18 protein-coding genes are annotated in these 25985 nt (G+C 37.9%); 7 read left to right on the top strand and 11 right to left on the bottom strand.

The annotated features are described in order from the left end of the window. Window positions 1-66: 66 nt before the first annotated feature. On the bottom strand, window positions 67-1059 hold the full coding sequence (locus ABN099_RS00615) for a tyrosine-type recombinase/integrase (RefSeq protein WP_349461743.1): 993 nt from the start codon (window positions 1057-1059) through the stop codon (window positions 67-69). Window positions 1060-1399: 340 nt separating this feature from the next. Then, window positions 1400-2434 (bottom strand): isoaspartyl peptidase/L-asparaginase family protein, encoded by a 1035-nt coding sequence (locus ABN099_RS00610; RefSeq protein ID WP_349461742.1) that lies wholly within the window; start codon window positions 2432-2434, stop codon window positions 1400-1402. An 838-nt stretch (window positions 2435-3272) separates the two neighbouring features. On the opposite strand from ABN099_RS00610, the gene ABN099_RS00605 reads away from it, so the two are divergent. From ABN099_RS00605 to ABN099_RS00595, 3 genes are read left to right on the top strand one after another with little or no spacing between them, the layout of a single operon-like run. Next, a complete protein-coding gene (locus ABN099_RS00605) occupies window positions 3273-4346 on the top strand; it encodes an HlyD family secretion protein (protein WP_349461741.1) in 1074 nt (357 codons plus the stop codon). An 8-nt stretch (window positions 4347-4354) separates the two neighbouring features. Then, a complete protein-coding gene (gene rbbA / locus ABN099_RS00600) occupies window positions 4355-7111 on the top strand; it encodes a ribosome-associated ATPase/putative transporter RbbA (protein WP_349462226.1) in 2757 nt (918 codons plus the stop codon). Beyond that, the gene (locus ABN099_RS00595) at window positions 7112-8239 is read left to right on the top strand and encodes an ABC transporter permease (RefSeq protein WP_349461740.1); all 1128 of its coding nucleotides are present in this window, start codon (window positions 7112-7114) and stop codon (window positions 8237-8239) included. It abuts the gene before it with no gap. On the opposite strand, the gene kdpE is transcribed toward ABN099_RS00595, so the two are convergent. Genes kdpE through kdpA form a run of 5 tightly spaced genes read right to left on the bottom strand, consistent with a single transcriptional unit; the run spans window position 8229 to window position 16002 of the window. Then, the gene (kdpE, locus tag ABN099_RS00590; protein ID WP_349461739.1) at window positions 8229-8912 is read right to left on the bottom strand and encodes a two-component system response regulator KdpE; all 684 of its coding nucleotides are present in this window, start codon (window positions 8910-8912) and stop codon (window positions 8229-8231) included. The two genes, ABN099_RS00595 and kdpE, sit on opposite strands and share 11 nt — an antisense overlap. Then, entirely contained in the window at window positions 8909-11611 is a 2703-nt protein-coding gene (gene kdpD / locus ABN099_RS00585; RefSeq protein WP_349461738.1) for a two-component system sensor histidine kinase KdpD, read from the bottom strand. Before kdpD ends, kdpE begins: the two co-directional genes overlap by 4 nt. Window positions 11612-11619: 8 nt before the next feature. After that, on the bottom strand, window positions 11620-12207 hold the full coding sequence (gene kdpC, locus ABN099_RS00580; protein ID WP_349461737.1) for a potassium-transporting ATPase subunit KdpC: 588 nt from the start codon (window positions 12205-12207) through the stop codon (window positions 11620-11622). 10 nt (window positions 12208-12217) lie between these two features. Next, the gene (kdpB, locus tag ABN099_RS00575) at window positions 12218-14287 is read right to left on the bottom strand and encodes a potassium-transporting ATPase subunit KdpB (protein ID WP_349461736.1); all 2070 of its coding nucleotides are present in this window, start codon (window positions 14285-14287) and stop codon (window positions 12218-12220) included. Window positions 14288-14298: 11 nt separating this feature from the next. Then, a complete protein-coding gene (gene kdpA, locus ABN099_RS00570; RefSeq protein WP_349461735.1) occupies window positions 14299-16002 on the bottom strand; it encodes a potassium-transporting ATPase subunit KdpA in 1704 nt (567 codons plus the stop codon). Window positions 16003-16504: 502 nt separating this feature from the next. Here kdpA and ABN099_RS00565 point away from each other — a divergent pair. Both ABN099_RS00565 and ABN099_RS00560 read left to right on the top strand, forming a co-directional pair. Beyond that, on the top strand, window positions 16505-16750 hold the full coding sequence (locus tag ABN099_RS00565) for a DarT ssDNA thymidine ADP-ribosyltransferase family protein (RefSeq protein WP_349461734.1): 246 nt from the start codon (window positions 16505-16507) through the stop codon (window positions 16748-16750). Next, a complete protein-coding gene (locus tag ABN099_RS00560; protein ID WP_349461733.1) occupies window positions 16747-17733 on the top strand; it encodes a macro domain-containing protein in 987 nt (328 codons plus the stop codon). Before ABN099_RS00565 ends, ABN099_RS00560 begins: the two co-directional genes overlap by 4 nt. Before the next feature lie 53 nt (window positions 17734-17786). Here ABN099_RS00560 and dmsD read toward each other — a convergent pair whose 3' ends face one another. The 4 genes from dmsD to dmsA form a co-directional block, all read right to left on the bottom strand. Beyond that, a complete protein-coding gene (gene dmsD / locus ABN099_RS00555; protein ID WP_349461732.1) occupies window positions 17787-18398 on the bottom strand; it encodes a Tat proofreading chaperone DmsD in 612 nt (203 codons plus the stop codon). A 171-nt stretch (window positions 18399-18569) separates the two neighbouring features. Continuing rightward, a complete protein-coding gene (locus ABN099_RS00550; RefSeq protein ID WP_349461730.1) occupies window positions 18570-19430 on the bottom strand; it encodes a DmsC/YnfH family molybdoenzyme membrane anchor subunit in 861 nt (286 codons plus the stop codon). A gap of 1 nt (window position 19431) precedes the next feature. Beyond that, window positions 19432-20049, bottom strand: a complete 618-nt coding sequence (locus ABN099_RS00545) for a DMSO/selenate family reductase complex B subunit (RefSeq protein WP_349461729.1) — start codon at window positions 20047-20049, stop codon at window positions 19432-19434. Between the two features lie 11 nt (window positions 20050-20060). Beyond that, window positions 20061-22505 carry a dimethylsulfoxide reductase subunit A gene (dmsA, locus tag ABN099_RS00540; protein WP_349461727.1) on the bottom strand — a complete coding sequence of 815 codons (2445 nt, stop codon included), beginning with the start codon at window positions 22503-22505 and terminating at the stop codon, window positions 20061-20063. Between the two features lie 678 nt (window positions 22506-23183). On the opposite strand from dmsA, the gene ABN099_RS00535 reads away from it, so the two are divergent. Continuing rightward, window positions 23184-24554, top strand: a complete 1371-nt coding sequence (locus ABN099_RS00535; protein WP_349461726.1) for a sucrose-specific PTS transporter subunit IIBC — start codon at window positions 23184-23186, stop codon at window positions 24552-24554. After that, on the top strand, window positions 24555-25964 hold the full coding sequence (locus ABN099_RS00530; RefSeq protein ID WP_349461725.1) for a sucrose-6-phosphate hydrolase: 1410 nt from the start codon (window positions 24555-24557) through the stop codon (window positions 25962-25964). The last annotated feature ends 21 nt before the right edge of the window (window positions 25965-25985 follow it).

Here is a 25985-nt window from a genome sequence, read left to right as displayed (position 1 = left end):
GCGCTGGGTGTTTTTTTATACATTTAATCTGAAGCAGATAGGGGATTATTAAGATAACTAGATGAGTTAAAAACGTAAATGTCGTGCGGCTTTTCTTAAACGATCATCACCACGTCTATCATAACGCTGGGTTGTCATAATACTGGCATGTCCCATTGCATCTTTTACGGTGACAATATCCTCGCCATTATCCAGCATTGCGGATGCAAACGTTCTTCGTAAATCATGAGGAGCAAATTTATCTATACCGCTTTCTAGTTGGCGAGTTTCTAAAATAAAGTAGATAGCTTGGTCTGTAATTCGTTCATCAGTGACATCATCAAATCGGCGAATTCGTGTAAATAGTGGACCATTTTGCTCACCTCTAATTTCATCAATCCAAAGCTGAACTCTATCCCAAGTATCATCAGGCATATAAGAAATACGTTCTTTATTACCTTTTCCTCGAACAATAAAAGCCTGATCACGATATTGAATATGCTCGTAATTAAGAGCCACTATTTCTGAACGGCGTAATCCACAACCTAATAACACACTTAATATTGCAGCATCTCTTAATCCTTTAGATGAATTATCTTTTTCACAACAACGAAATAAAGTGCGAATTTCTTGGCTGGTTAATGCTCGACCTTTTGGTAATCGACTTCCTCGAACAGATTTTACTTGTCGTATATGTTGATAACTTTCCGTGTCCATCTGTTTCATTGCCCAAGCTTCTAAAGCAACACCTTTTAATGCAGCAAGATAAGTATTGATTGTTGCTGGTGCTTTATTCGCATCTGACAACATATCAATAATTGCTTGAATATGATGGCGGCGAAGGGCACCCCATTGGCAATTTTTTAGAGAAGAAAACCCGATCATTTTTGCAACTATAGTTAAAAACGATCCCATCGTTTGACGACTACGCTTAGAACCTAAGCTCATTAAATAAGCTAATGCAGGATTACTGTGAGCGGGTGAAGTGAAGGTTGCATTCAGATCCAATAATGTCTGTTTTTCAGATAATACTAGCGATGTTTCTGAGGTATTTTCCTGATCGTTGTGGTGATTTTCCATTGTAATTTCCTTATTAAATCAACATAACCGTAATGAATATTCTAACAGATTTAAAGAATAAAAAGACTACTTTTTCAAAGGATCATTTTAATAAGTAGAGCGGATCTAGTCTATTTTTAAAGCAATCGGAGTGTTATTTGTTCAACTGTAGTTTAAATAGTAAACGAGGCTAGTTAGTCTAAAATAGAATTCTCTAAATGGATCAGAGAATATGCACTGAAAAGGCAGGTGAGTCAGTGAAGAAAAACGCTTTTTAATTAGCGACGTACCCTAATATTTTGGTATGCAATTTTTAACAGTAGCACACATAAGCTAAAAATTAGGGTACGAAAAATATCTATTAGTCTTTGTAGATAGCAACGGTTGGTTTTCCATCATTTCCAACAGTGCCGCGATACATGCCTTCAGAATTAAAAGACATGGTGTAGTTTCCTGATTTATCTAAAACAATTACACCACCACTTCCATTTATAGCTTTGACTTCATCTAATGCATTTTTTGCTGCTTGTTCTAATGGAAGCTTTTGGTATTTTACTTGAGCCGCAATATTAAATGCGGTTAATGTTCTAATAAACATTTCACCAGAACCCGTTGCAGATACGGCAACAGTTTCATTATCTGCATAATTTCCTGCGCCAATAATAGGGGAATCGCCAACTCGACCATAACGTTTATTGGTCATTCCACCTGTCGAAGTTCCCGCAGCTAAATTACCTTGTTTATCTAATGCAACAGCACCAACTGTGCCATATTTATAGTCGTACATCATTGGATCAATAAAAAGTGCGGCTGTTTTACCATCATGATCTAAAACGACCGTCTCTTTTTCTATCGCTTTTTGTAACTGTTGCCAACGATGTTCAGTCTTAAAATATGAAGGTTCAACAATAGTAAGACCTTGCTCTTTGGCAAAAAGATCTGCTCCAGTAGAAACCATTAATACATGTGGGCTATTATTCATCACTGCAATTGCAGCATTGATAGGATTTTTTACCGTAGTAACACCAGCAACTGCACCTGCTTTGCGAGTTTTACCATCCATAATTGAAGCATCAAGTTCATTTCGTCCATCATGTGTAAAAACGGCACCTTTTCCAGCATTAAAAAGAGGAGAGTCTTCCATGATATTTATTGATTTTTGTACAGCTTCGATGCTTGTACCTCCACTATTTAGTACCGCATATCCGGCAGTTAATGCTTCCGTTAATTTCTCGTTATATTCTTTTTCTTGTTCCGGAGTTATCGTATCTTTAGTGATTGTACCTGCACCACCATGAATAACTAAACGAATAGGCGCTTCACTACTGGCTAAAACAGATGAGGCAAAAAGAGTACATAGGGTGATAGTTGCGAGCTTATACTTAGTATTGTTCATATAAACCTTCTTCTTTTTTATTAAAATTAATTTGATATTTTCATAAAAACTTATCACTATATTTATATTGCTACACATCGATATTGTTATGCAGTGATTATTAACTGCAATAATCAATATATAAAAAGTTTATAGTAAGAGTGGTCTGATCACATATTATTTTTCTATTTATTGAGTGCATTGACACTTTTTTATTTGTCATCTAATAAGATTAAATGCAGCAAAAACAAATGGCTATATTATTTTTAATAAAAATAATATTATAGAAAATAGAAATGACAATAAAATTATATTAAGTTGATGTCTCTATTTGAAGTTAATAAAAGTAGTTTTTATTTTGTTGTTTTTTCAGGCCATCTTGTTGATTAATTTAATATTTTACATTGCACCAGGTTCGAAACTCCTATCTGTTTTTTTATTTTCCTAATATCACTTTAAATAACCTAGTAGCAAGATTACTTAGTTTGATTCTTTATAATTCATAATCGTTATTATCTCTTCTGTTTTTAAATGTAACCGCTCCTTTATGCGATATACAAATTGTGTGTTTTCTCTAATAATCAAAAATAGATAACGATTATGTGATAAACGCACTACATTAATTTAGCTTAACGCTCTATGATGAATGTATTATATTTTATAATTCATATGGTTAACTTTAAATTCTTTTGTTTTCCGTATTAGATAAATTAGCTTTATTAATATAATTGAACTATTTTTAACGTAGATAAAAAACAAATTATAATTTTCTTGCGTTGTTTAACTATTTTTTTACATACAGTAATTCACACAAAATATTGACGTTATTTTATGGCTAAAGGAAGGTTAAATAATTTATATGAAAAATCAAAAAAAGAATCGTTTTTTTGTTTACAGCATTGTACTTATTGCAGTAGTTGCAGCAGGTATTTTTTGGTGGAAGTCTCAAATACCTGCACTTCCCGAAGGCTTTGCTCAAAGTAATGGGAGAATAGAAGCAACCGAAATTGATATTTCAACCAAAAGCCCAGGAAGAATTGACTCTATACTTGTTCAAGAAGGTGATTTTGTTAAAGCGGGTGAAGTGTTAGCTAATATGGATACCCGTACATTAAAAGAGCAACTTCATGAAGTTCAAGCCCAATTAAATCAAGCTAAAAGTAGTGTTGTAACCGCTGAATCAGCACTCTCACAACGTCAAAGTGAGCAACTTGCTGCTCAAGCCGTGGTTAGGCAACGCATTGCTGAACTTGATGCCGCACAAAAAAGACTTAACCGTTCTCGTGCATTAGTAAAAACGAATGCAATTTCTATTCAACAACTCGACGATGACATAGCAAGAACTGAAGGCGCGCGAGCTGCTGTTGAAGCTTCTAAAGCACAAGTAACCGCTGCGTTGGCGGCAATAAATTCAGCAAAAGCAGGTATTATTCAAGCCAAAACAAAAGTAGATGCCGCAACAGCTAGCGAACGTCGCATTATTGCCGAACTTGATGACAGCATATTAAAAGCGCCGCGTAATGGTCGAGTACAATATCGTGTTGCAGAACCCGGTGAAGTTTTAGGCGCTGGCGGTCGTGTATTAAATATGGTTGATTTAAGTGATGTTTATATGACTTTTTTCTTACCTACCGAAGCTGCAGGTAAAGCCGCTTTAGGTAGTGAAGTCCATATTATTTTAGATGCAGCTCCACATATTGTTATCCCAGCAAAAACAACTTATGTTGCCAGCGTTGCACAATTTACACCCAAAACGGTTGAAACAGATAATGAAAGATTAAAACTCATGTTTCGTGTCAGGGCACGTATCGCACCAGAATTATTAGAACAACATTTAGAATATGTAAAAACAGGATTACCTGGTCGTGCTTATATTCGCTTAGATAACAAACAAGATTGGCCCGCTGAATTAGAGGTGAAATTACCACAATGAGTCAAACGATGAGAACGGAAAGTCATTCTCATATCATCGAACTGACTCATGTATCCCAACATTATGGTGATACTTTGGCTCTTGATGATGTGACATTAGCAATTCCCGCAGGAAAAATGGTGGGATTAATAGGTCCTGATGGCGTCGGAAAATCGAGTTTAATTTCACTTATTTCAGGAGCAAGAGAAATTCAAGCAGGGCAAGTCATTGTACTTGATGGTGATATGCATGATCTGGATCACCGCCGAGCCGTTTGTCCGCGTATTGCTTATATGCCTCAAGGATTAGGTAAAAATCTTTATCACACTCTCTCTGTTTTTGAAAATGTGGATTTTTTTGGTCGGTTATTTGGTCAATCAAAACAAGAACGTAAAGAACGTATTAATGATCTATTAGAGAGTACAGGATTAGCGCCATTTCGCGATAGACCCGCAGGAAAATTATCAGGTGGTATGAAGCAAAAATTGGGGCTTTGTTGTGCGCTTATTCACGACCCGGAATTACTTATTTTAGATGAGCCAACAACGGGTGTTGACCCATTATCAAGAGCGCAATTTTGGGAACTGATTAACCGAATTCGTAAACGTCAAAAAAATATGAGCGTATTAGTTGCAACGGCTTATATGGAAGAAGCTGAACGTTTCGATTGGTTAGTTGCGATGGATGCCGGTAAAGTTTTAGCAACAGGTCATGCCGATGAGCTAAAAGCTAAAACCAATACTGATGAATTAGAAGCTGCATTTATTGAGCTTTTACCAGAAGAAAAGCGTAAAAATCACCAAAAAGTGGTTATTCCACCACGAGATAAAAGCGATGACGATATCATTGCGATAGAGGCGCAAGATTTAACCATGCGCTTTGGTCAATTTGTCGCGGTTGACCATGTAAGCTTTCGTATTCCAAAAGGTGAGATTTTTGGATTCTTAGGTTCAAATGGTTGTGGTAAATCAACCACAATGAAAATGCTAACTGGGTTATTAGAAGCAAGCGAAGGGCGAGCATGGTTATTTGGTCAAGAAGTTGATCCTAAAGATATTGAAACACGTAAACGTGTTGGTTATATGTCACAAGCTTTCTCGCTCTATAGTGAATTAACAGTTAAGCAAAATCTTGAATTACATGCCAAACTTTTTCATCTTCCTGAAAATGAAATTCCTGAACGAATCAAAGAGATGAGTGAGCGATTTAATCTCACTGAAGTTGAAGATATGATGCCAGATGGTTTGCCATTAGGTATTCGCCAACGTTTATCTCTTGCCGTTGCCGTTATTCACCAACCTGAGATGTTGATATTAGATGAACCGACATCGGGCGTTGACCCAATTGCTCGTGATATGTTCTGGAATTTGATGGTTGACCTATCAAGACGTGACGGTGTCACTATTTTTATCTCAACCCACTTTATGAATGAAGCGGCACGCTGTGACAGAATGTCATTGATGCATGCAGGTAAAGTATTGGTTACAGATACACCGAGTAATTTAGTTAAAAATAGTCAGTTTGATACGCTAGAAGAAGTCTTTATTGATTACCTTAAAAAGGCATCAGGAGAACAAGAAAACCCTGAACTTGAAGGTAAAGAGTTACAACTTCCAACATCTAGTACCGAAAGTGCAGAACAAGCATTAAAACAGCGATTTAGTTTACGCCGGTTATTTAGCTACAGTATTCGTGAAGGTATGGAGTTACGTCGTGATCCTGTACGTTTAACGCTAGCACTATTAGGTACAGTTATTCTTATGTTTATTATGGGATACGGTATCAGTATGGATGTGGAAAATCTTCGTTTTGGTATTATGGATAGAGACCAAACAGGATTAAGTCAAGCATATAGTCAGAACTTATCTGGCTCTCGTTATTTTATTGAAAAAGCACCTATTACTGATTATGACCAACTTGAGCGCAGATTACGCAGTGGCGATATTACCGTTGCAGTTGAAATTCCACCTAATTTTGCTCGTGATGTAGCCAAAGGGCATACGGTAAAAATTGGTGTGTGGATTGATGGCGCAATGCCAAACCGAGCTGAAACAGTACGTGGATATATTCAAGCAATGCATTTAACTTGGATGCTTGATATGGCGATGCGTCAACCAACCAATATGGTAGATAGGCTTGCACCCATTGATATTGAAACCCGTTATCGTTATAACCCTGATGTAAAAAGCTTACCTGCAATTGTACCCGCAGTTATTCCGCTATTATTGATGATGATACCCGCAATGCTTAGCGCCTTAAGCGTTGTACGTGAAAAAGAGCTAGGCTCTATTATTAACTTGTATGTAACGCCAGTAACCAAAGCTGAATTTTTATTAGGTAAACAGCTACCTTATATTTTATTAGGTATGTTTAACTTCTTTATGCTTTGTATACTCTCCGTTTTTGTCTTTGGCGTGAGTTTTAAAGGCAGTCTATTAACGCTTTCTTTAGGCGCGTTGCTCTATATTACTATTGCAACAGGTATGGGATTATTAATTTCATGTTTTATGAAAAGCCAAATTGCGGCTATTTTTGGTACATCAATTATGACCTTAATACCTGCAACTCAATTTTCAGGCATGATTGATCCCGTTTCATCTCTTGAAGGTATTGGTAAATGGATAGGGCATATTTACCCTACATCACACTTTTTAACCATTACAAGAGGGACCTTTTCTAAAGGATTAAATCTCTTCGATTTACCTTGGTCTTTTATTCCTTTATTAATCACAATCCCCATTGTTATTGGGCTGAGTGTCTTTTTCTTGAAAAAGCAGGAGGCTTAAATGTGGCGCACTATTCAAAATGTTTTTAATCTTGGAATAAAAGAGCTACGAAGTCTTTCGCGAGATAAGGCGATGTTAGCGTTGATTGTGTTTGCTTTTACTGTCTCAATTTACTCATCAGCCACTGTTACTCCCGGTTCACTACATCATGCGCCAATAGCGGTAGCGGATCAGGATAAATCACAGTTATCTGCACGTATTGTTAATAGTTTTTATATGCCATATTTCTTGCCACCAGCAGATATTACACCTGAACAAATTGATGGCTTTCTAGATAGAGGAACTTATACCTTCGCTTTAGATATTCCACCTAATTTTCAGCGTGATTTACTGGCGGGGCGTAAGCCCGAAATACAGGTCAATATTGATGCAACCCGTATGAGCCAAGCATTTTTAGGAAATAGCTATATCCAAAGTATTGTGATGGGTGAAGCAAAAACCTTTTTAGCAAAAAACAGATCTAATGATCCACTTCCTGTTGATTTAGAAGTAAGAATGAGTTTTAACCCTAATCTTACACAATCTTGGTTTGGTTCAGTAATGGCAATTATCAATAATATCACTATGTTATCGATAGTTTTAACCGGGGCTGCATTAATTAGAGAACGAGAACACGGCACTATTGAGCATTTATTAGTAATGCCTGTAACTCCCTTTGAAATTATGCTCTCTAAAATTTGGTCAATGGGGCTTGTTGTTTTATTGGCTTCAGCTATATCTTTGGTTTTAGTCGTTAAATCACTGCTCAATGTGCCTATTGAAGGCTCGGTTTTACTATTTATGTGTGGTGTAGCATTAAGCTTATTTGCGACGACTTCTATTGGGATCTTTTTAGGGACAATGGCACGATCTATGCCTCAGTTTGGCTTATTAATGATCATGGTGTTACTTCCCTTAATCATGTTATCAGGAGGGATGACATCACGAGAAAGTATGCCTCAGTTTGTTCAAGATGTAATGCAAGCGATGCCAACAACTCACTTTGTGACTTTGGCGCAGGCAATTTTATATCGTGGTGCAGATTTCTCTATTGTATGGCCACAATTTATTATCTTAATTGTTATTGGCTCAGTGTTTTTCTGCTTAGCACTCTTGCGATTTAGAAAAACAATCTCAGCTATGGCATAAAACGATAACCGATCCCTGTTTCTGTTATAAAATGCACAGGACATGTGGGATCGGTTTCAAGTTTTTGACGTAGATGCCCCATATATATCCGCAAATAATGACTATGTTCGACAAAGTTGGGTCCCCAAACATGAAGCATTAAATGGCGTTGAGTTAATACTTTTCCGCTGTTATTAACTAACTCACTTAATAAACGAAATTCTGTGGGGGTTAAGTGAATAGCGTCTTCTTTACGAGTTACCATTCTATTAACCCAATCGATAGTAATATCACCAAAAGAGAACTGAGTATGTTCAGTTTCCTGTTTGATTGTTCGACGTAATGAGGCACGAACTCGGGCTAATAACTCGCTAATACCGAAGGGTTTTGTTAGATAATCATCAGCACCTGCATCTAATGCTATCACCTTATCTTGTTCTGAATCTCGAGCAGAAAGTACAATAATCGGCGTTGCACTCCATTGACGAAAATCTTGAATAAAATGGATGCCATCTTTATCGGGTAAACCAAGATCAAGAATAACTAAATCGGGTTTTCTTGATGCCGCTTCCATTAATCCCCGTTGGCATTCTGATGCTTCATAAACACGAAAAGCGTCGTTCTCTAGTGCAAGCCGAACAAAGCGTAAAATCTCTTTTTCATCTTCAATAATCAATACGTTATAAGGAGTCACGGATTTGCTTCAATCTCATCAATATTAGGAAGTGATTTTAAAGGTAAAACAAAGTGAAAGCTTGCTCCACCTTTTTCATTATTTTCAGCCCAAATTAAACCTTCATGCAAACGAATTATGGCACTGCAAATTGCTAACCCTAAACCGACACCAGGAATAGCGGATTCTTTTACTGCTCGTGAGAATTTATTAAAGATAATTTGCAATTGCTCGGTTGGAATACCGTTACCTTCATCCCAAATTTCTACATGGATCTGTTTTTCTTCTATCGCCGCTTTTAGCCCTAACTTTGTGTTTGATGGCGTATATTTAACTGCATTTTCCAGCAAATTTGTAATAACTCTCTCAATGAGGTTGCTGTCACAATAGAGTAATAAATCGGCTGAAATATCAATTTGTAAAGGGTGTTTATCAAGTAGATAAGAGAGTGAACGAACCGCACTTCCAACAATCTCTTGTAATGAGTTCCATTGTAAATTGACTTGAATACCACCCGATTGAATACGAGCCATATCTAACAGATTATTCACTAATCGAGATGTTGTCAGGATCTGCTGACGAATTTGATTAACTTGTTCCGTATGTGCTGAACCTTCAGCGCTTAAATCGAGAAGCAAAATCTCTGATTGACCAAACAACACGGTTAATGGTGTTTTTAAATCGTGAGAAAGTGCCGCTAATAGCGCATTTCGTAGTTGTTCACGTTCTATATTAATGCGAGATTGTTCTGCTATTTTAGCTTGTTGTAATCGCTCAAGTGCATTCGCAATAAGCCCGTTAAAAGTCTGTAATAACTGCTGTTGTTCAGGAATAAGCAATTGGCGAAGATTATTAGGTTCAATCGCTAAAATAGCCAAAACTTGTTGGGATGCCGTAATTGGGTGTAATTGGTAAGGAACACTTGGCAAGGTATCTGTGCCAGCACCTGCAACTTGATCTTTATCGCAACACCAGCGCGCAATAGCTTCATCGATAGGTAAATGAGCCATACCTTGCGCTTGAAATGGAACTAACTCATCATTTTCATTTTTGCTAAGAAGACAAACCTTGGCATCAAAGGCACTGGATAAAAAATGATAACTTGTACGTACCACTTCTGCTAATGTCACGGCTCGGCTTAGTTCTCTTGTCATTTCAAATAAATGCCGAGTACGTTGTTCCCGATAACGTGCAACTCGGGTTTGATAACGCATACCTGCGGTTAAATTACCGACAACTAACCCCACAATTAACATAACAGTAAAGGTAATTAAGTACTGCATATCTAATACAGCAAGCGAAAAATGGGGCTGAACAAAAAACAGATCAAAGCTAATTACATTGATTAAAGCGGCAAAAATAGAAGGGCGACGACCAAAAAAGAGTGCAATTAAAACGACACCCAATAAATAGAGTGTCACTAAGTTAGCTTTATCTAATGCCAATAAAAAAGTGCGTGAAAAAAGTGTAATTGCTAAGCAGAGTGCAATAGCTGTGAGATAACCTTTTAGGTTTTGTCGCCATTTGTCGTTTTGTAGTTGTGGCGTTTTAGTGTGATAGCGTAAATCCTCATCATTTAGCGCCACACTAATAATATGCAAATCAGGTGCATATCGAGCTAGTCTTTCAGCAAAACGCATCCGTATCCAACGCTTTAACCATTGCCATTTTTGATACGAACGCTGCCCAATGATTACCTTACCGAGATTATGCTCTCTTGCGTAACGAATCACTGCTTTTTCTGCTTGATTATCAGAAAGAATAGCGGTTCTTGCGCCAAGGTGCTGAGCTAATTTAAGTGAGTGTAAAATTGCTCGCCGTTTGTTCTCGCCTATTTGGTGTAGTTTGGGTGTCTCTACATAAATAGCGTGCCATTGGCAACCAAAAGCAGCGGCATAACGTGCTGCAGTACGTACTAATTTATCATTTCCACCATGTGCACCGAGGCATACCATTAAACTATCTGTGGTATGCCAAACAGGCGCTGAACCTTGGCTATCACGAAACTCTTTTACTTGAGCATCAACGCGATCTGCCATTCTACGCAGTGCTAATTCACGCAGAGCAATTAAATTACCTTTACGAAAGAAGTGCTCAATGGCACGTTCTGCTTGTCCTGTAAGATAGACTTTCCCTTCGTGTAATCGTTGCTGTAAATCATCAGGTGGTAAATCTACCATCACCACTTCATCTGCTTGATCAAAAATATAATCAGGGATCGTTTCTTGAACGCGAATACCGGTGATACTTCCTACAATATCATTAAGACTTTCAATATGTTGAACGTTAATGGTTGCTAAAACATCAATGCCAGCATCTAATAACTCTTCTACATCTTGCCATCGTTTAGGATGACGACATTTATGTGGATTACTAAATGCCAACTCATCCATTAAGATCACCGCAGGATGTCGTGCTAAAGCGCTATCTAAATCAAATGCAGTGAGTTTTCGACCATGATGATGAATTCGCTGGAGTGGCAATATAGGCAGCCCATTTAATAGGGCTGCGGTTTCTTGTCGTTGGTGTGTTTCCACTATTCCCGCAAGGACGTCAATTCCTTGTTGATGTAAACGTTGTGCTTCTTGCAACATGGCGTAAGTTTTTCCAACGCCAGCACAAGCGCCAAAAAATATTTTTAAACGCCCACGAGTTGAGTTTTTTGTTAGAGCAAGTAAATCATCTGGATCAGGACGTTGCCATTGCTGTTTATTTTCCATTTTACTGCTCACTCATTGGCTTTTTTTTCAAATGTTAACTTATCAAGCGCTTGATTAAGTGTGAATACATTTACAACAGGTTCACCCATAAATGAAATAAAGGGTGAGATAGTATTACTCTTAATTAGCTGGTTAATTTCATTTTTAGCTAATTGACGTTGATGAGCAATATTATCCGCTTGATAATAAGCCGCTTGCATTGAAATATGAGGATCAAGTCCACTACCTGATGCTGTGACTAAATCAACGGGAACAACTTGATGATTATTCATCATTTTTTGCCATGTTTGTACACGTTGTGTAACTTCATTTAATAACAGAGGATTAGAAGAGGCTAATTGGCTCGCTCCTGAAGCCATACTGTTATAAGGCATTTCAGCGGTCATTGAAGGACGACCTTGAAAATAATCAGTACGATAAAATGGCTGACCAATTAATGTTGAGCCTATTAGTTTATCATCTTGATAAATGAGAGAACCATTAGCTTGCCATGGGAAAAATAAGTTTGCTAATCCAGTAACCAATAAAGGATAGACTAATCCAGTGATAAGTGTCAGTAATAACAACATCACCAGTGATGAACGAAATAGATGCATATTCAACCCCTTAAAATCCAATAAAAGCTAAAAGCATATCGATGATTTTAATGCCAACAAAAGGCACTAACAGCCCACTTAATCCATATAAAGTCAGATTACGACGCAATAATGAATGAGCGGAAACAGGGTGGTAGTGCACACCTTTCAGTGCTAATGGAATAAGAAATACAATAATTAATGCGTTGAAAATCACGGCGGATAACATTGCTGATGAAGGGGAATGTAAATTCATTACATTTAGCATATTTAACTGAGGATAAGTGACCGCAAATGCGGCTGGAATAATGGCGAAATATTTTGCGATATCATTGGAAATACTGAATGTTGTTAATGCACCACGCGTCATTAACATCTGTTTGCCAATATGCACGACTTCAATTAATTTGGTTGGATTAGAGTCTAAATCAACCATATTACCGGCTTCTTTTGCCGCTTGAGTTCCTGAGTTCATTGCTACTGCAACATCTGCTTGCGCCAATGCTGGTGCATCGTTAGTACCATCACCTGTCATTGCAACGAGGCGACCTTCCGCTTGATATTGACGAATTAATGCTAATTTTGCCTCTGGCGTTGCCTCTGCTAAAAAATCATCAACACCCGATTCTGCGGCAATCGCGGCTGCTGTAAGGTGATTATCACCGGTGATCATCACCGTTTTTATCCCCATTTGACGAAGCTGAGCAAAACGCTCTTTAATACCACCTTTAACAATATCTTTTAGCTCAACCACACCAAGAATTTTTTGATTTTCAACCACAACTAATGGAGTACCGCCAGTTCTGGCTACTTGCTCAACAATTAGCGTAACTTCATCAGGAAAATGATTATGACTTACTTCAACATAGCGACGAATGGCATCAACAGAACCTTTACGAATTAGGCGCTCACCCAAATTAACACCACTCATTCTGGTCATTGCTGAAAATGGGACAAAAGAAGCACCAAGAGAGGTTAAATCACGTTCACGTAAATTAAATCGTTGCTTAGCTAAAATAACAATGCTACGGCCTTCAGGTGTTTCATCTGCTAATGAGCTTAATTGGGCAGCATCAGCAAGTTGTTGTTCAGTAATACCCGAAAGAGGAATAAAGCGAGATGCTTGGCGATTGCCTAAAGTAATTGTGCCTGTTTTATCCAGTAGTAAAACATCAACATCTCCTGCGGCTTCAACAGCGCGACCACTTGTTGCAATTACATTGGCATCTAACATACGACTCATCCCAGCCACACCTATAGAGGAGAGCAATCCGCCAATCGTAGTTGGGATTAAACAGACTAATAAAGCGATTAAAGTCACTATCGAAATAACATCACCACTTTTTTGATATTCCACCGCAAAAACACTAAATGGATACAGCGTAGTACAAGCTAATAGGAAAATAAGCGTTAAGGCAGTTAATAAAATAGTTAATGCCACTTCATTCGGTGTTTTCCTACGCTTAGCGCCTTCTACCATACCAATCATTCGATCAAGAAATGAATTACCCGCTTCAGCAGTGCAGCAAATAATCAGCCAGTCCGATAACACTCGAGTACCGCCAGTTACGGAAGAAAAATCGCCACCTGATTCACGAATAACAGGCGCTGACTCGCCAGTAATTGCGCTTTCATCAACAGAAGCACCACCTTCAATAACTTCACCATCGCAAGGAATGATTTCACCAGCTTTGACGAGAACAATGTCATCTTTATGCAATGATAGAGAATCAATAATTTCTTGAGTCGCATTGATATCAGCGCTTTGTAAACGAACGGCTTTTGATGACTGTTTTGCACCTCTTAAACTTGACGCTTGTGCTTTACTGCGGCTTTCAGCAAGGGATTCTGCAAAATTAGCAAACAGTAATGTTATCCATAACCACAAGGTAATATGAAACGTAAAACGGCTATCATTTTGGTTATTATTAGGTAGATAACCCAATAATGAAGCTAGCCAAAACAACGTTGTTAATATCGCCCCGACATAGACAATAAACATTACCGGATTACGCCATTGTGCTTGTGGCGTGCATTTTTTTATTGCATCAGCAAAAGCAGATATCATCATTTCGCGGTCAAAAATCGCTGTTTTTTTCATGATATGTCCCCTTATTTAGCCCAAAATGATTGTAAATGTTCAGCAATAGGACCAAGCGCTAACGCTGGAACAAACGTTAATGCTCCTATCATTAATACCGTAACGATAAGCAATAAAATAAATAAAGGAGATGTTGTTGAGAGGGTTGCTAAACTTTCAGGTTGGCGCTTTTTGGTTGCTAAACTGCCCGCAATGGCAAGAACAGGGATCATGACACCAAAGCGACCGATTAACATCGCAAAGCCAAGTAATAAGTTATAAAACATAGAATTAGCATTTAAACCAGCAAAAGCGCTGCCATTATTATTTGCCGCCGAAGTTAGTGCATAAAGCACTTCACTAAAGCCATGAGCGCCGGGGTTTAAAATTGCGTCACGACCAGCATCTGTAAATAGGGCAAGCGCTGTACCTGTTAATATAACGGCAGGTGAAATTAAAATAGCAACAGCAACCCATTTCATCTCAGCAACGCCAATTTTTTTACCTAAATACTCAGGTGCTCGACCTACCATTAAACCTGCAATAAATACGGCTAATAATACATAGAGGATCATACCGTAAAAGCCAGAACCTACGCCGCCAAAAACGACTTCACCCGTTTGCATTAACCACATAGGGGCTAATCCACCCAATGCAGTGAGAGAATCATGCATCGCGTTAACCGCACCACAAGATGCCGCGGTTGTTACAGCCACAAAGAGTGCACTACCAATAATGCCAAAGCGACTCTCTTTGCCTTCCATATTAAAAGTGCTATCAGCACCAGCAAGTGTAAATTCAGGATTGCCTTGCCATTCGGCATATAAAATGACACTAACCGCGACAATAAAAATTACCGACATCGCCCAGAGTAGTGTATGACCTTGGCGTTGCACGCCACTTAAACGCCCAAAAGAAAAGCACAATGCAGTGGGTAATAAGAAGATAGCCAGTATTTGGAGAAAATTACTTAATGCGGTTGGGTTTTCATAAGGGTGTGCAGAGTTAGCAGCAAAATAACCACCACCGTTAGTTCCTAACAATTTAATCGCTTCTTGTGAAGCAACAGGTCCCATTGGAAGCCACTGTTGTTGCCCATCAAGACCACTACTTAGTAATGCCGGATGAAAATTTTGTATAACACCTTGGCTTACAAATAACAGCGACCAAACAATAGCCAATGGAAGTAACACATAGAGCGTGATTCGAGCAATATCAACCCATGCATTGCCTAACAAAGTGCAAGATGATTGTGTTAATGCCCTAATAAGAACAAAAGCCACAGCAATACCCGTGGTAGCAGAAAGAAAATTCTGCACCGCCAACCCCGTCATTTGGCTTAAATAACTCACAGTAGTTTCGCCGCTATAGGCTTGCCAATTGGTATTGGTAACAAAACTTATTGTTGTGTTCAGTGCTAAATCCCAATTCATATTAGGAATAGCTTGAGGATTTAAAGGTAAGTAGCTTTGGTTTATCAATATAATAAATAGCAGTACAGCCCCCATTAAATTAAAAATAAGTAGGGCGAGCATATAGTGATACCAACTCATAGATTGAATGGCTTTACCCATGGGTTTAAAACCGCAACAGCGCCAAATAATCAGCTCTGTTTTTGTTATCCAATAAGGTAAATCGCCTTCAATTAATCGAGCAAGATAATTGCCTACAAATTTTCCTATGATTAACAGTGTAATCAGAAAAACAGCAATATATATCAACGCTGTCGTTTCCATTTTTAAAATGCCTCTGCATGAAATAACACATAAACAAGATAAGCAGTGAGCAAGGTAACTAACGCCACAGCACCAAATATCAACATCAGAATTGTCCTTTCACTATTTTGATTGAGTGAGCGTACTTAAAGGGCTGTAAAGATGTTGATAAAAGGGCGGTAAAAGATGTAAAAAAAGTATAAAAATAGGTATAAAGATAAGAGTCAATAAAAAATAAATGGCGTTAAACCATTCTAAATAATAACTTCAAGTATTTAAAATATAATAATTAATATATCAAATAGGTAAGTTTGTAATTAAAATAATTAATATGACTAAAGATTGTTTATATTGCATTATTTTTACATGCCTACCTTCTTTAATTGGAAAGTTTTTAATTGGAAAATATTCACCTATTTATTAATTCAATGAAGGGTTATTATGTCTGAAAATATTTCTATTCGAGATAAATTATTACTTTATCATCTTACTTGTTTGGACAATTTACCAAACATTATTAAAAATGGATTATGAACAAGGCATTGATGCAATTAATTGGGAATTGATGGATCAACGCGATTACAAGAATACTGCGTCTAAGCTAGTCTGTATGGCAGAATGTCTTTCTCCTAATACAGTACCAGCAAGCTCCTTTTTCTGTATTTATGTAAAAGATGCAAAAATGGAGAAAGAAGTTAAAGGCTTATTGAGTAAAAATGGGTTAAATACATATATCAATATTATGGAACATTTCTGTGTAAAAAAATGATTATATATTCTTCTGGTGATATTTTTGAGTCTAGCTCTGTAGCATTAGTCAATGCCGTTAACTGTCAAGGTGTAATGGGGAAAGGCATCGCCTATCAATTCAAAGTGAAATTCCCAGAAAATTATATAATCTACAAAAAAGCGTGTGATGATAACCGATTCAAAATTGGAGATATTCTAATCACAAGCGAAAATGAAAAAATTATTGTTAATTTTCCAACTAAAGACTCATGGCGTAAAAAATCACAATATGATTATATTGAAAAAGGGTTATTGACGCTAAAACAAGAAATAATAAAAAGAAATATTCCATCAATATCATTACCGCCATTGGGGTGTGGTAATGGTGGGTTAGACTGGGAGTGTGTTGAAAATATGATTACCAGCATACTTTCAGATTTAGACTCTGTTGAAATAACGATATATCCACCTGTGGTAAAAAAAGATAATTTAAATAATGAAAGTACATTAAACACTAATCACTTGTTGGTTTGTTATGCAATGACGCATCTTAAAGATAAAAAGCGATATAGCCTAAATACCTTATTTTACTTATGCCAAAAGTTATTTAAATATAACTATTTTGATTTCAATATTGTTTATGGACGAGCCTATTCAAATATTCTTGATGCTATAACGGATGATATTAAACGTCTAAAATTAAAATATGGTGATAGTTTTGATGAGTTTATTAATGACTTTGTTAATACACACCTATCAAAAAAAATGGAAGATGATTTTAAAAAAATCATACCAGAAATAAATATTTATATTAAATTGCTCAATACATTAGAGCATAAAGAAGAGTTTTCAGAAATTATCGATTTAATTGAAATGTTTTCTAATAAAGAAATTACACCCGATTATTATTTTTATAGAAACAAGGAAATAAAAGAAGTCGTAGTTGCAAAAATGCTTGATGCTGGGATCATTCAAAAAAATATATTTGATCAATATGAGCTAACCAACCCGATACTACTTTAGACCATAAAAAACCAGCCTTTAGGCTGGTCTATAAAATCAGTTAATACACTTAATTAGCAAAATAGCTGTTTTTGAGCTGGTGTCACATTTAATAGTGATTGCCAATTTTTTAGTGTTAATGTTGCCAGCATCGCTAATCCTTCATAATAAGGAAATGCGCCTTGTAGTGACAACTTTTCTAAATAACGATAAGCCCACGGTAATAAATGCTCTGCTAATAGCTCATTTAATTTCTCAGGACGCGTTTCCGCTATCCACGCAGCCATCATAACCACCAAACCAAAATGATCTTCAGGTTCATTTTGCGTTAGTGCGATATCAATACCATTTTCTAACATCCACTCACGTAAATCTAATGTGGAATTACCAAATAACACGTTTTCATTATCTAAATAAACGGAGCCCCAAGGTGGCGCTGGCAGTGCATAAGGACCAACGAATAAACGCTGATAAGCTTGTGCTAAGCTTTCATCATTAAGTGTTGTTTGCTCAAGCAATTTAGCAATACGCTGCTTTTCTTCATCGTTACCATAAGGCCATTCAGCAACCCAGTTGCCACTAGAAAGTAGCTCAACAATATCATTGTTCTCTGTAGGTGGGTAATAAAAAGCGGCACCAAGAATGCGTGCTGTCAGAGAAATATCTGTAATAAGTTGTTGTTCCATAATATTTTTATAATCCGCTCAAAGTTATTGCTTTTACTATAAGCGATTTTCTATCTCAACATAATGACCAAGATTAAAAAAGCGCAGTGCTGCAAAAAAGAAAACCGCCATATAGTTAGAAAGTTTGACTCTAAACTATTATAGCGGCTTAATTAATAGAATTATGAACTATTAGCCAACAACAGCCATGCCGACAGTCATATGTAAACCATAGAACACGCCACGACCGATAAACTCACCCGCAAACACCAAAACAAAGCCCAATGCCATAATAGCAACAGAAGGGTTGTTTTTGCGCAGCAATGGTGCAATCCAGCAACTTAAACCTAACACTAAAGCGACCAGTTTTAGCCCCATTAAGAAACCGTAATCAGGTACTAAATCAACCGCTCGTTGTACTGATGTTTGAATAGAACCTAACTCAAAACCTTGTGATGTTGCCACAATGGCACTAATCACCACCGCAATAACACTCAGTAACGGTAGTGAACTCACACAATTTAAGTTAAAACCTGCGATACGCATTAAAAGTGCCGCAAGAATAGGGCCACCAATAAATGCAGTAAGAACAAAGTTAAAGGTAGTGAAACCATTATACCAAGTTGGTACGGTATCAATCTGGTAAACACGAGAGATAGCAATGATAAATAACACGGCTAATACCATCACTAGTGCAAGCCATAATTTACCTAATGCTGCTGGCATTTTATTCAATACAGCCAATAACCAGTAGAGTCCGCCAAGGGCAAAGAAAGTTGCACCACTGGCAATCTCATTACTCAGCGATGATTGTCCAAAGCGAATAAATGAGTTAAATGCGCGTAAAGGTGACCCCATATGCATCATTGAGAGTAAAAAACCAATTCCCATTAATGCCCAAAGTCCAAACATACTGTAATGAACCTTACGATTAAGTTCCTCTGGTAATTTACCTGAGAGAATAGCTAATCCCATAATGATAAAGGCACCGGCAACACTTTGACCAATAACCGTAAAAAACATTAGTGGCCATTCATGTAATCCCATTCCCATCTTAAACCTCCTCTGGGTTTGCCAGATGACCTGATGTATCTCCCACAGGACGGCTATTGGCATTTAATTTAAGTACGATATTTGGTTGTGTATGTTTAGCAGAAGGCAGTGGTGCGATTTCAGCTAAGTCACCATATTTAGCGCGAAGTTCTTCAATAGGTGCCATATCTAATGCACGCAGTGGGCAAGATTCGACACAAATCGGCTTTTTACCTTCAGCAACACGCTCGTAGCAGCCATCACACTTGGTCATATGACCTTTCACTTCATCAAACTGAGGGGCACCATAAGGGCATGCCATATGACAATAACGACACCCAATACAAATTTCTTCATTAACAACGACAAAACCATCTTCACGTTTATGCATCGCACCACTTGGACACACCTTTGCACAAGCAGGATCATCACAGTGGTTACAAGAGATAGATAAATAATAGGCGAACACATTTTGTGTATACACGCCATCTTGCTCAGTCCAATCACCACCAGCATATTCATAAATGCGGCGAAAATTCACTTCAGGAGATAAATTTTTAAAATCTTTGCACGCGAGTTCGCAGGTTTTGCAGCCGGTACAACGACTTGAATCGATATAAAAACCATATTGCGTTGACATAACCAGACTCCTTACGCCTTGACGACTTCAACAAGATTACTGTGAGAAGGATTACCCTTAGCAAGTGGTGAAGGGCGTTGGGTCGTTAACACGTTAATGCTACCTGCGTGATCAATACGATTGCTATCTGGGTTATACCATGCACCTTCACTTAATCCGACAACACCGGGCAGAATACGAGGCGTTACTTTGGCGTTAATACGCACTTCACCACGACCATTATAAATACGCACTAAATCGCCATGTTTAATGCCTCGTTTTGATGCATCTACAGGGTTTATCCACATCTCTTGCGGACATGACGCTTTTAATACATCAACGTTGCCATAAGTAGAGTGAGTTCGTGATTTATAGTGGAATCCTGTCATTTGTAATGGATATTTTTCCATTGCAGGGTCGCCATAGCTTTCAAATCCAGCAGAATAGACTGGCAGTGGATCGATAACATCATCGGCGGCTAATTCCCATGTCGCTTTAATTTCAGCAAGTTGAGAAGAGTAGATTTCAATTTTACCTGATGGTGTTGTCAGTGGATTATTAACGGGATCTTCGCGGAATTGGCGATAAGCAACATGATGACCTTCAGGGTCACGTTTTTTGAAAATACCCTTAGCACGGAACTCTTCAAAGGTTGGCAGTTCTGGCAATGCTTGACGAGATTGCTCATAAAGGTGACGTAACCACTCTTCTTGAGTGCGATTTTCAGTGAATTTCTCACCAACGCCCATACGTTTAGCGATTTCGCTAGTCATCTCATAGATATTACGACTTTCAAAGCGAGGTTTAATTGCTTGGTCGGCAAAAATAACGTAAGCCATATTACCGGCTGATGCATCCATGCAGAAATCCATCTGCTCTGAAGCGGTGCAATCAGGTAATAGAATATCCGCATATTTTGCTGAAGCCGTCATATGGTTATCGATCACCACAATCATTTCGCATTTTTTATCGTCTTGCAAAATGTCATGAGTACGATTGATTTCAGAGTGCTGATTAACTAAACAGTTACCCGCATAGTTCCAAACCATTTTGATAGGCACATCAAGCTTATCTTTACCACGAACACCATCACGAGTCGCTGTCATTTCAGGTCCACGTAAAATAGCGTCAGTCCACATAAACATCGAAATACTGGTGGTTACTGGGTTGGTAAAAGTTGGCATTCTAACAAAAGGAATACTGTAAGAACCTTCACGAGCACCCGTATTACCGCCGCTAACGCCCACATTGCCAGTTAAAATAGACAACATAGCGATAGCACGAGAAGCGAGCTCACCATTAGAACGGCGTTGAGGTCCCCAACCTTGGGTAATATAAGCGGGTTTGGCGCTGGCAATTTCACGGGCTAATTTCACAATACGAGATGCAGGAATACCGGTGATTTGTGCTGCCCACTCTGGGGTTTTTGGCTGACCATCAATGCCATCACCTAAAATATAGGCTTTATAGTGACCATTTTTAGGCGCACCTGCTGGCATTGTGGTTTCATCATAACCAACGCAATATTTATCTAAAAATGGTTTATCAACTAAATCTTCTTTGATCATCACATAAGCGAGGGCATTGACTAATGCGGCATCTGTACCAGGGCGAATAGGGATCCACTCATCTTCACGACCCGCACCGGTATCTGTATAACGTGGGTCAATAATAATCATGCGAGCATCTGATTTTTCGCGGGCTTGCTCAACATAATAGGTAACACCGCCACCGCTCATACGCGTTTCACCGGGATTATTACCAAACATCACGACTAATTTAGAATTCTCAATATCAGAAGGGCTATTACCATCAGCCCAGCCGCCATAGGTATAATTAAGACCAGCAGCAATTTGAGCAGTACTGTAATCACCATAATGGTTTAAATAACCACCACAGCAATTCATTAAACGAGCAATTAAGGTTGCTCCCGGTGGCCAAGATTTGGTCATCGTGCCACCTAATGTACCTGTACCATAATTTAGGTAGATCGATTCATTACCATAATCTTTAATCAGACGCTTCATGGTGTCAGAAATGGTATCAAAGGCTTCATCCCATGAGATGCGCTCAAATTTACCCTCACCACGCTTACCAACACGTTTCATTGGGTAACGTAAACGGTCTGGGTTATAAACTCGGCGGCGCATAGAACGACCACGCAGGCAAGCACGTACTTGGTGTAGCTCTTCGTAAATATCGTTACCAGTATTATCAGTTTCAACGTATTTAATTTCACCATCAACAACATGCATACGTAATGGGCAACGGCTACCACAGTTTACGGTACATGCACTCCATACCACTTTTTCGTTACTTGCAGATGTTTCGGCTCCCTGTTGTGCCGCGATAGCTTGACTGAAGGGGAGAGATAACCCACCTGCAGTTGCGACTAATCCACCTGCTGCACCCACTTTGACAAAGCCACGGCGAGATAAAGGGGTGGAAAGTAACGCCATCTCTTTGATGTTTTTCATACATTACTCACTTGATTATTTATATTTTTAAGAAAAAACAGAAGATAAAAAAGGCTTATAGATAAATAGTTGTTGTTATTCTTGTTAAAAAATAAGCGATTTAACGTAGGCAATAAAACCCAACTGTTAATGTGGATACTACTTATATATGAAAAGTTGTAGTTGTTTTACATCAAAGAAAAGTGATTTATTACAAGCGTTACCACTTTTTAGGCTTATCTTAAGCTTTTGTATTATTTAAATTTAATCAATTGATTGAATTGGATGTATAAATAAATATATAACGATTGATAAAGTATCGTTGTATTGAGAGTAAGAACAAATACAATAAGTAACTATTGATTACTCTCGCTTTTTATTCATTATTTATATCAATGATTACAATTTACTTTTTTGAACTATAATTATTTAACAAAACGTTAATTCCATTTAGCTAAATAAATTGAAGTATGTTTAGCTAAATAACTATTTATAGTATTTACCACTTCCTACAAATGGTCATTTAATCATCTATTCTGTCGATTAGATCACAAAAATACCCCATTTTATGCTATTTATATTGCTATCTCTTATCGGTTTTTATTTAATCTAATAATTAGCTAAACCGGTTTAGTTTTTGTTTAACAAAATATAAGCTAGATAGGTTTACAAACAAAAATAGGGCTTACCGAGGTTATTATGAATATTGAAGATGTGGCTCGCCAACTTGTTCCCTTATTGGGTGGTGCAGAGAACATTGCGAGTGCGGCACATTGTGCAACGCGCTTAAGGCTAGTACTCGTTGATGACTCAAAAGCAGATAAAGAGGCAATTAATAAACTAGATGGCGTAAAAGGATGTTTTAGTAACGCTGGGCAAATTCAGGTGATCTTTGGTACAGGATTAGTAAATAAAGTTCACGCTGCATTTATTACTGCTGCGGGTATTGGTGAATCAACTAAGTCAGAAGCGGCTAATATTGCTGCAAAAAAACTAAACCCATTTCAACGTATTGCAAGATTACTCTCTAATATCTTTGTACCTATTATTCCTGCCATTGTTGCATCAGGTTTATTAATGGGTTTACTTGGATTAATGAAAAGTAATCAATGGGTAAGTCCAGATAATGCGCTCTACATTATGTTAGATATGTGTAGCTCAGCGGCATTTGTTATTTTGCCTATTCTGATTGGTTTTACTGCTGCAAAAGAGTTTGGTGGTAATCCTTATCTTGGTGCCACATTAGGCGGGATTTTAACCCATCCTGCGTTGACCAATGCATGGGGCGTTGCTGCTGGTTTTAATACCATGGACTTTTTTGGTTTAGAAATCGCCATGATTGGTTATCAAGGTACAGTTTTTCCTGTGCTACTTGCTGTTTGGTTTATGAGCGTACTAGAAAAACAGTTACGTAAAGTGGTTCCTAATGCTCTAGATTTAATCATTACGCCATTTTTAACGGTGATTATTTCTGGTTTTGTTGCCTTATTAATTATCGGACCTGTAGGGCGTTTATTAGGTGATGGTATTTCATTTGTACTCAGCACATTAATCACTGAAGCAGGTTGGTTAGCCGGTGTTGTGTTTGGTGGTCTCTATTCAGTGATTGTTATTACTGGTATCCATCATAGTTTTCATGCGGTAGAAGCCGGATTATTAGGTAATCCCAATATTGGTGTTAACTTCTTACTGCCGATTTGGGCGATGTCAAATATTGCTCAAGGTGGGGCTTGTCTTGCTGTTTGGTTCAAAACCAAAGATCCTAAAATTAGAGCTATTACAATACCTTCAGGTTTTTCAGCCATGTTAGGTATTACTGAAGCGGCTATTTTTGGTATTAACTTACGTTACGGTAAACCTTTTATTGCCGCACTGATTGGCGGTGCTGCTGGTGGTGCTTGGGTTGTTGCTTCCCATGTTTATATGACTGCAGTAGGATTAACGGCAATTCCGGGCATTGCCATTGTGCAAGCGGGTTCTATTATTAATTATATCATTGGGTTAGTTATCGCTTTTGCAACCGCATTTGTGGTTTCACTGTTACTTAAATATAAAGTGGAGTCAGCATAAATGAAAAAGAACAAAGGGTTATCCGCGATTTTACAAGCCGTAATGAACAATAGTGCTATGGCAATAAAAGATAAATATTATCCTCGTTGGCATCTTGCACCGATTACTGGATTATTAAACGATCCCAATGGCTTTAGTTTTGATGGCAAATATTACCATCTCTTTTATCAGTGGAACCCTTTGTCTTGTGAACATAGTCATAAATGTTGGGGTCATTGGCGTTCTAAAGATTTAATGACTTGGCAACATCAACCTGTCGCATTATTACCCGATGAAATTTATGATAAAGATGGTTGCTACTCAGGAAGTGCTGCAATAAATAAGGGTAAGTTAACACTTTGCTACACAGGAAATATAAAATTTAGTGATGGTGGACGTACGGCATGGCAATGTTTAGCTGTTGAAAACCCACAAGGTGGTTTTGATAAACTAGGTCCTGTATTAGGGCTTCCTGAAGGTTATAGTGGGCATGTTCGTGACCCTAAAATCTGGCAATATCAAAATAACTGGTACATGGTATTAGGCGCTCAAACATTAGATAAACAAGGGAAAGTCTTGTTATATACCGCACCAGATCTTCACCAATGGCGCTTATTAGGTGAATTAGCAGGAAGTGGCATTGGGGGATTGGGAGATGCTGGTTATATGTGGGAGTGTCCTGACCTCTTTGAACTTGACGGTATTTTTATATTACTTACTTGTCCTCAAGGTATTAAAAAAGGGGAGCAACACTTTTTAAATTCTCATCCTAGTGCTTATCTTGCCGGTCAATTTGATTACAGCAATCATCAGTTCTCTCATGGTGAGTTAATTGAGTTAGATAAAGGCTTTGAATTTTATGCACCTCAAACCACACTGGCAGCGGATGGCAGAAGGCTCATGTTCGGCTGGATGGGGGTTCCTGATGGTGAAGAGATGTATCAACCCACAATAGCAAATGGCTGGATCCACCAAATGACGTGTCCCCGTGAGCTTCAAGTCAAACAAGGCAAATTGTATCAACAACCGATAAAAGAGTTACAACAGTTAAGAGACAGAGAACAACATTGGCATGGTATTGCAGATAATGCACCAGAACTTACTGATTTTTCTGTAGAACTAAAAATAGAACTTGATGCTAACCTTACTATCTGTTTTTCCGATACGTTAGAACTTATGATTAATGAAGCCCAAGCAATATTAAAACGTCGTAGTTTCAAAAACGGTGAATGGCATTCACGCTATTGGCAACATCCAGTAAAGCATCTTCATATATTATGTGATAGCTCGAGTGTAGAGATATTCTTTGATGATGGCATTGGTGTAATGAGTAGCCGTTTTTTTGCTTCAGAAAAACAGCAAATTAAGTTTTCAGGTAAAGATAAAATTACCCTGACTTACTGGCGATTACATGATGCCTTGGTAAAATAAACCAATTAGATGATAGTTTGG

The organism is Proteus hauseri (genome assembly GCF_040139125.1).
In the GTDB taxonomy this organism is placed as follows: domain Bacteria; phylum Pseudomonadota; class Gammaproteobacteria; order Enterobacterales; family Enterobacteriaceae; genus Proteus; species Proteus hauseri_B.
This window is presented reverse-complemented; position numbering and strand designations above follow the sequence as displayed.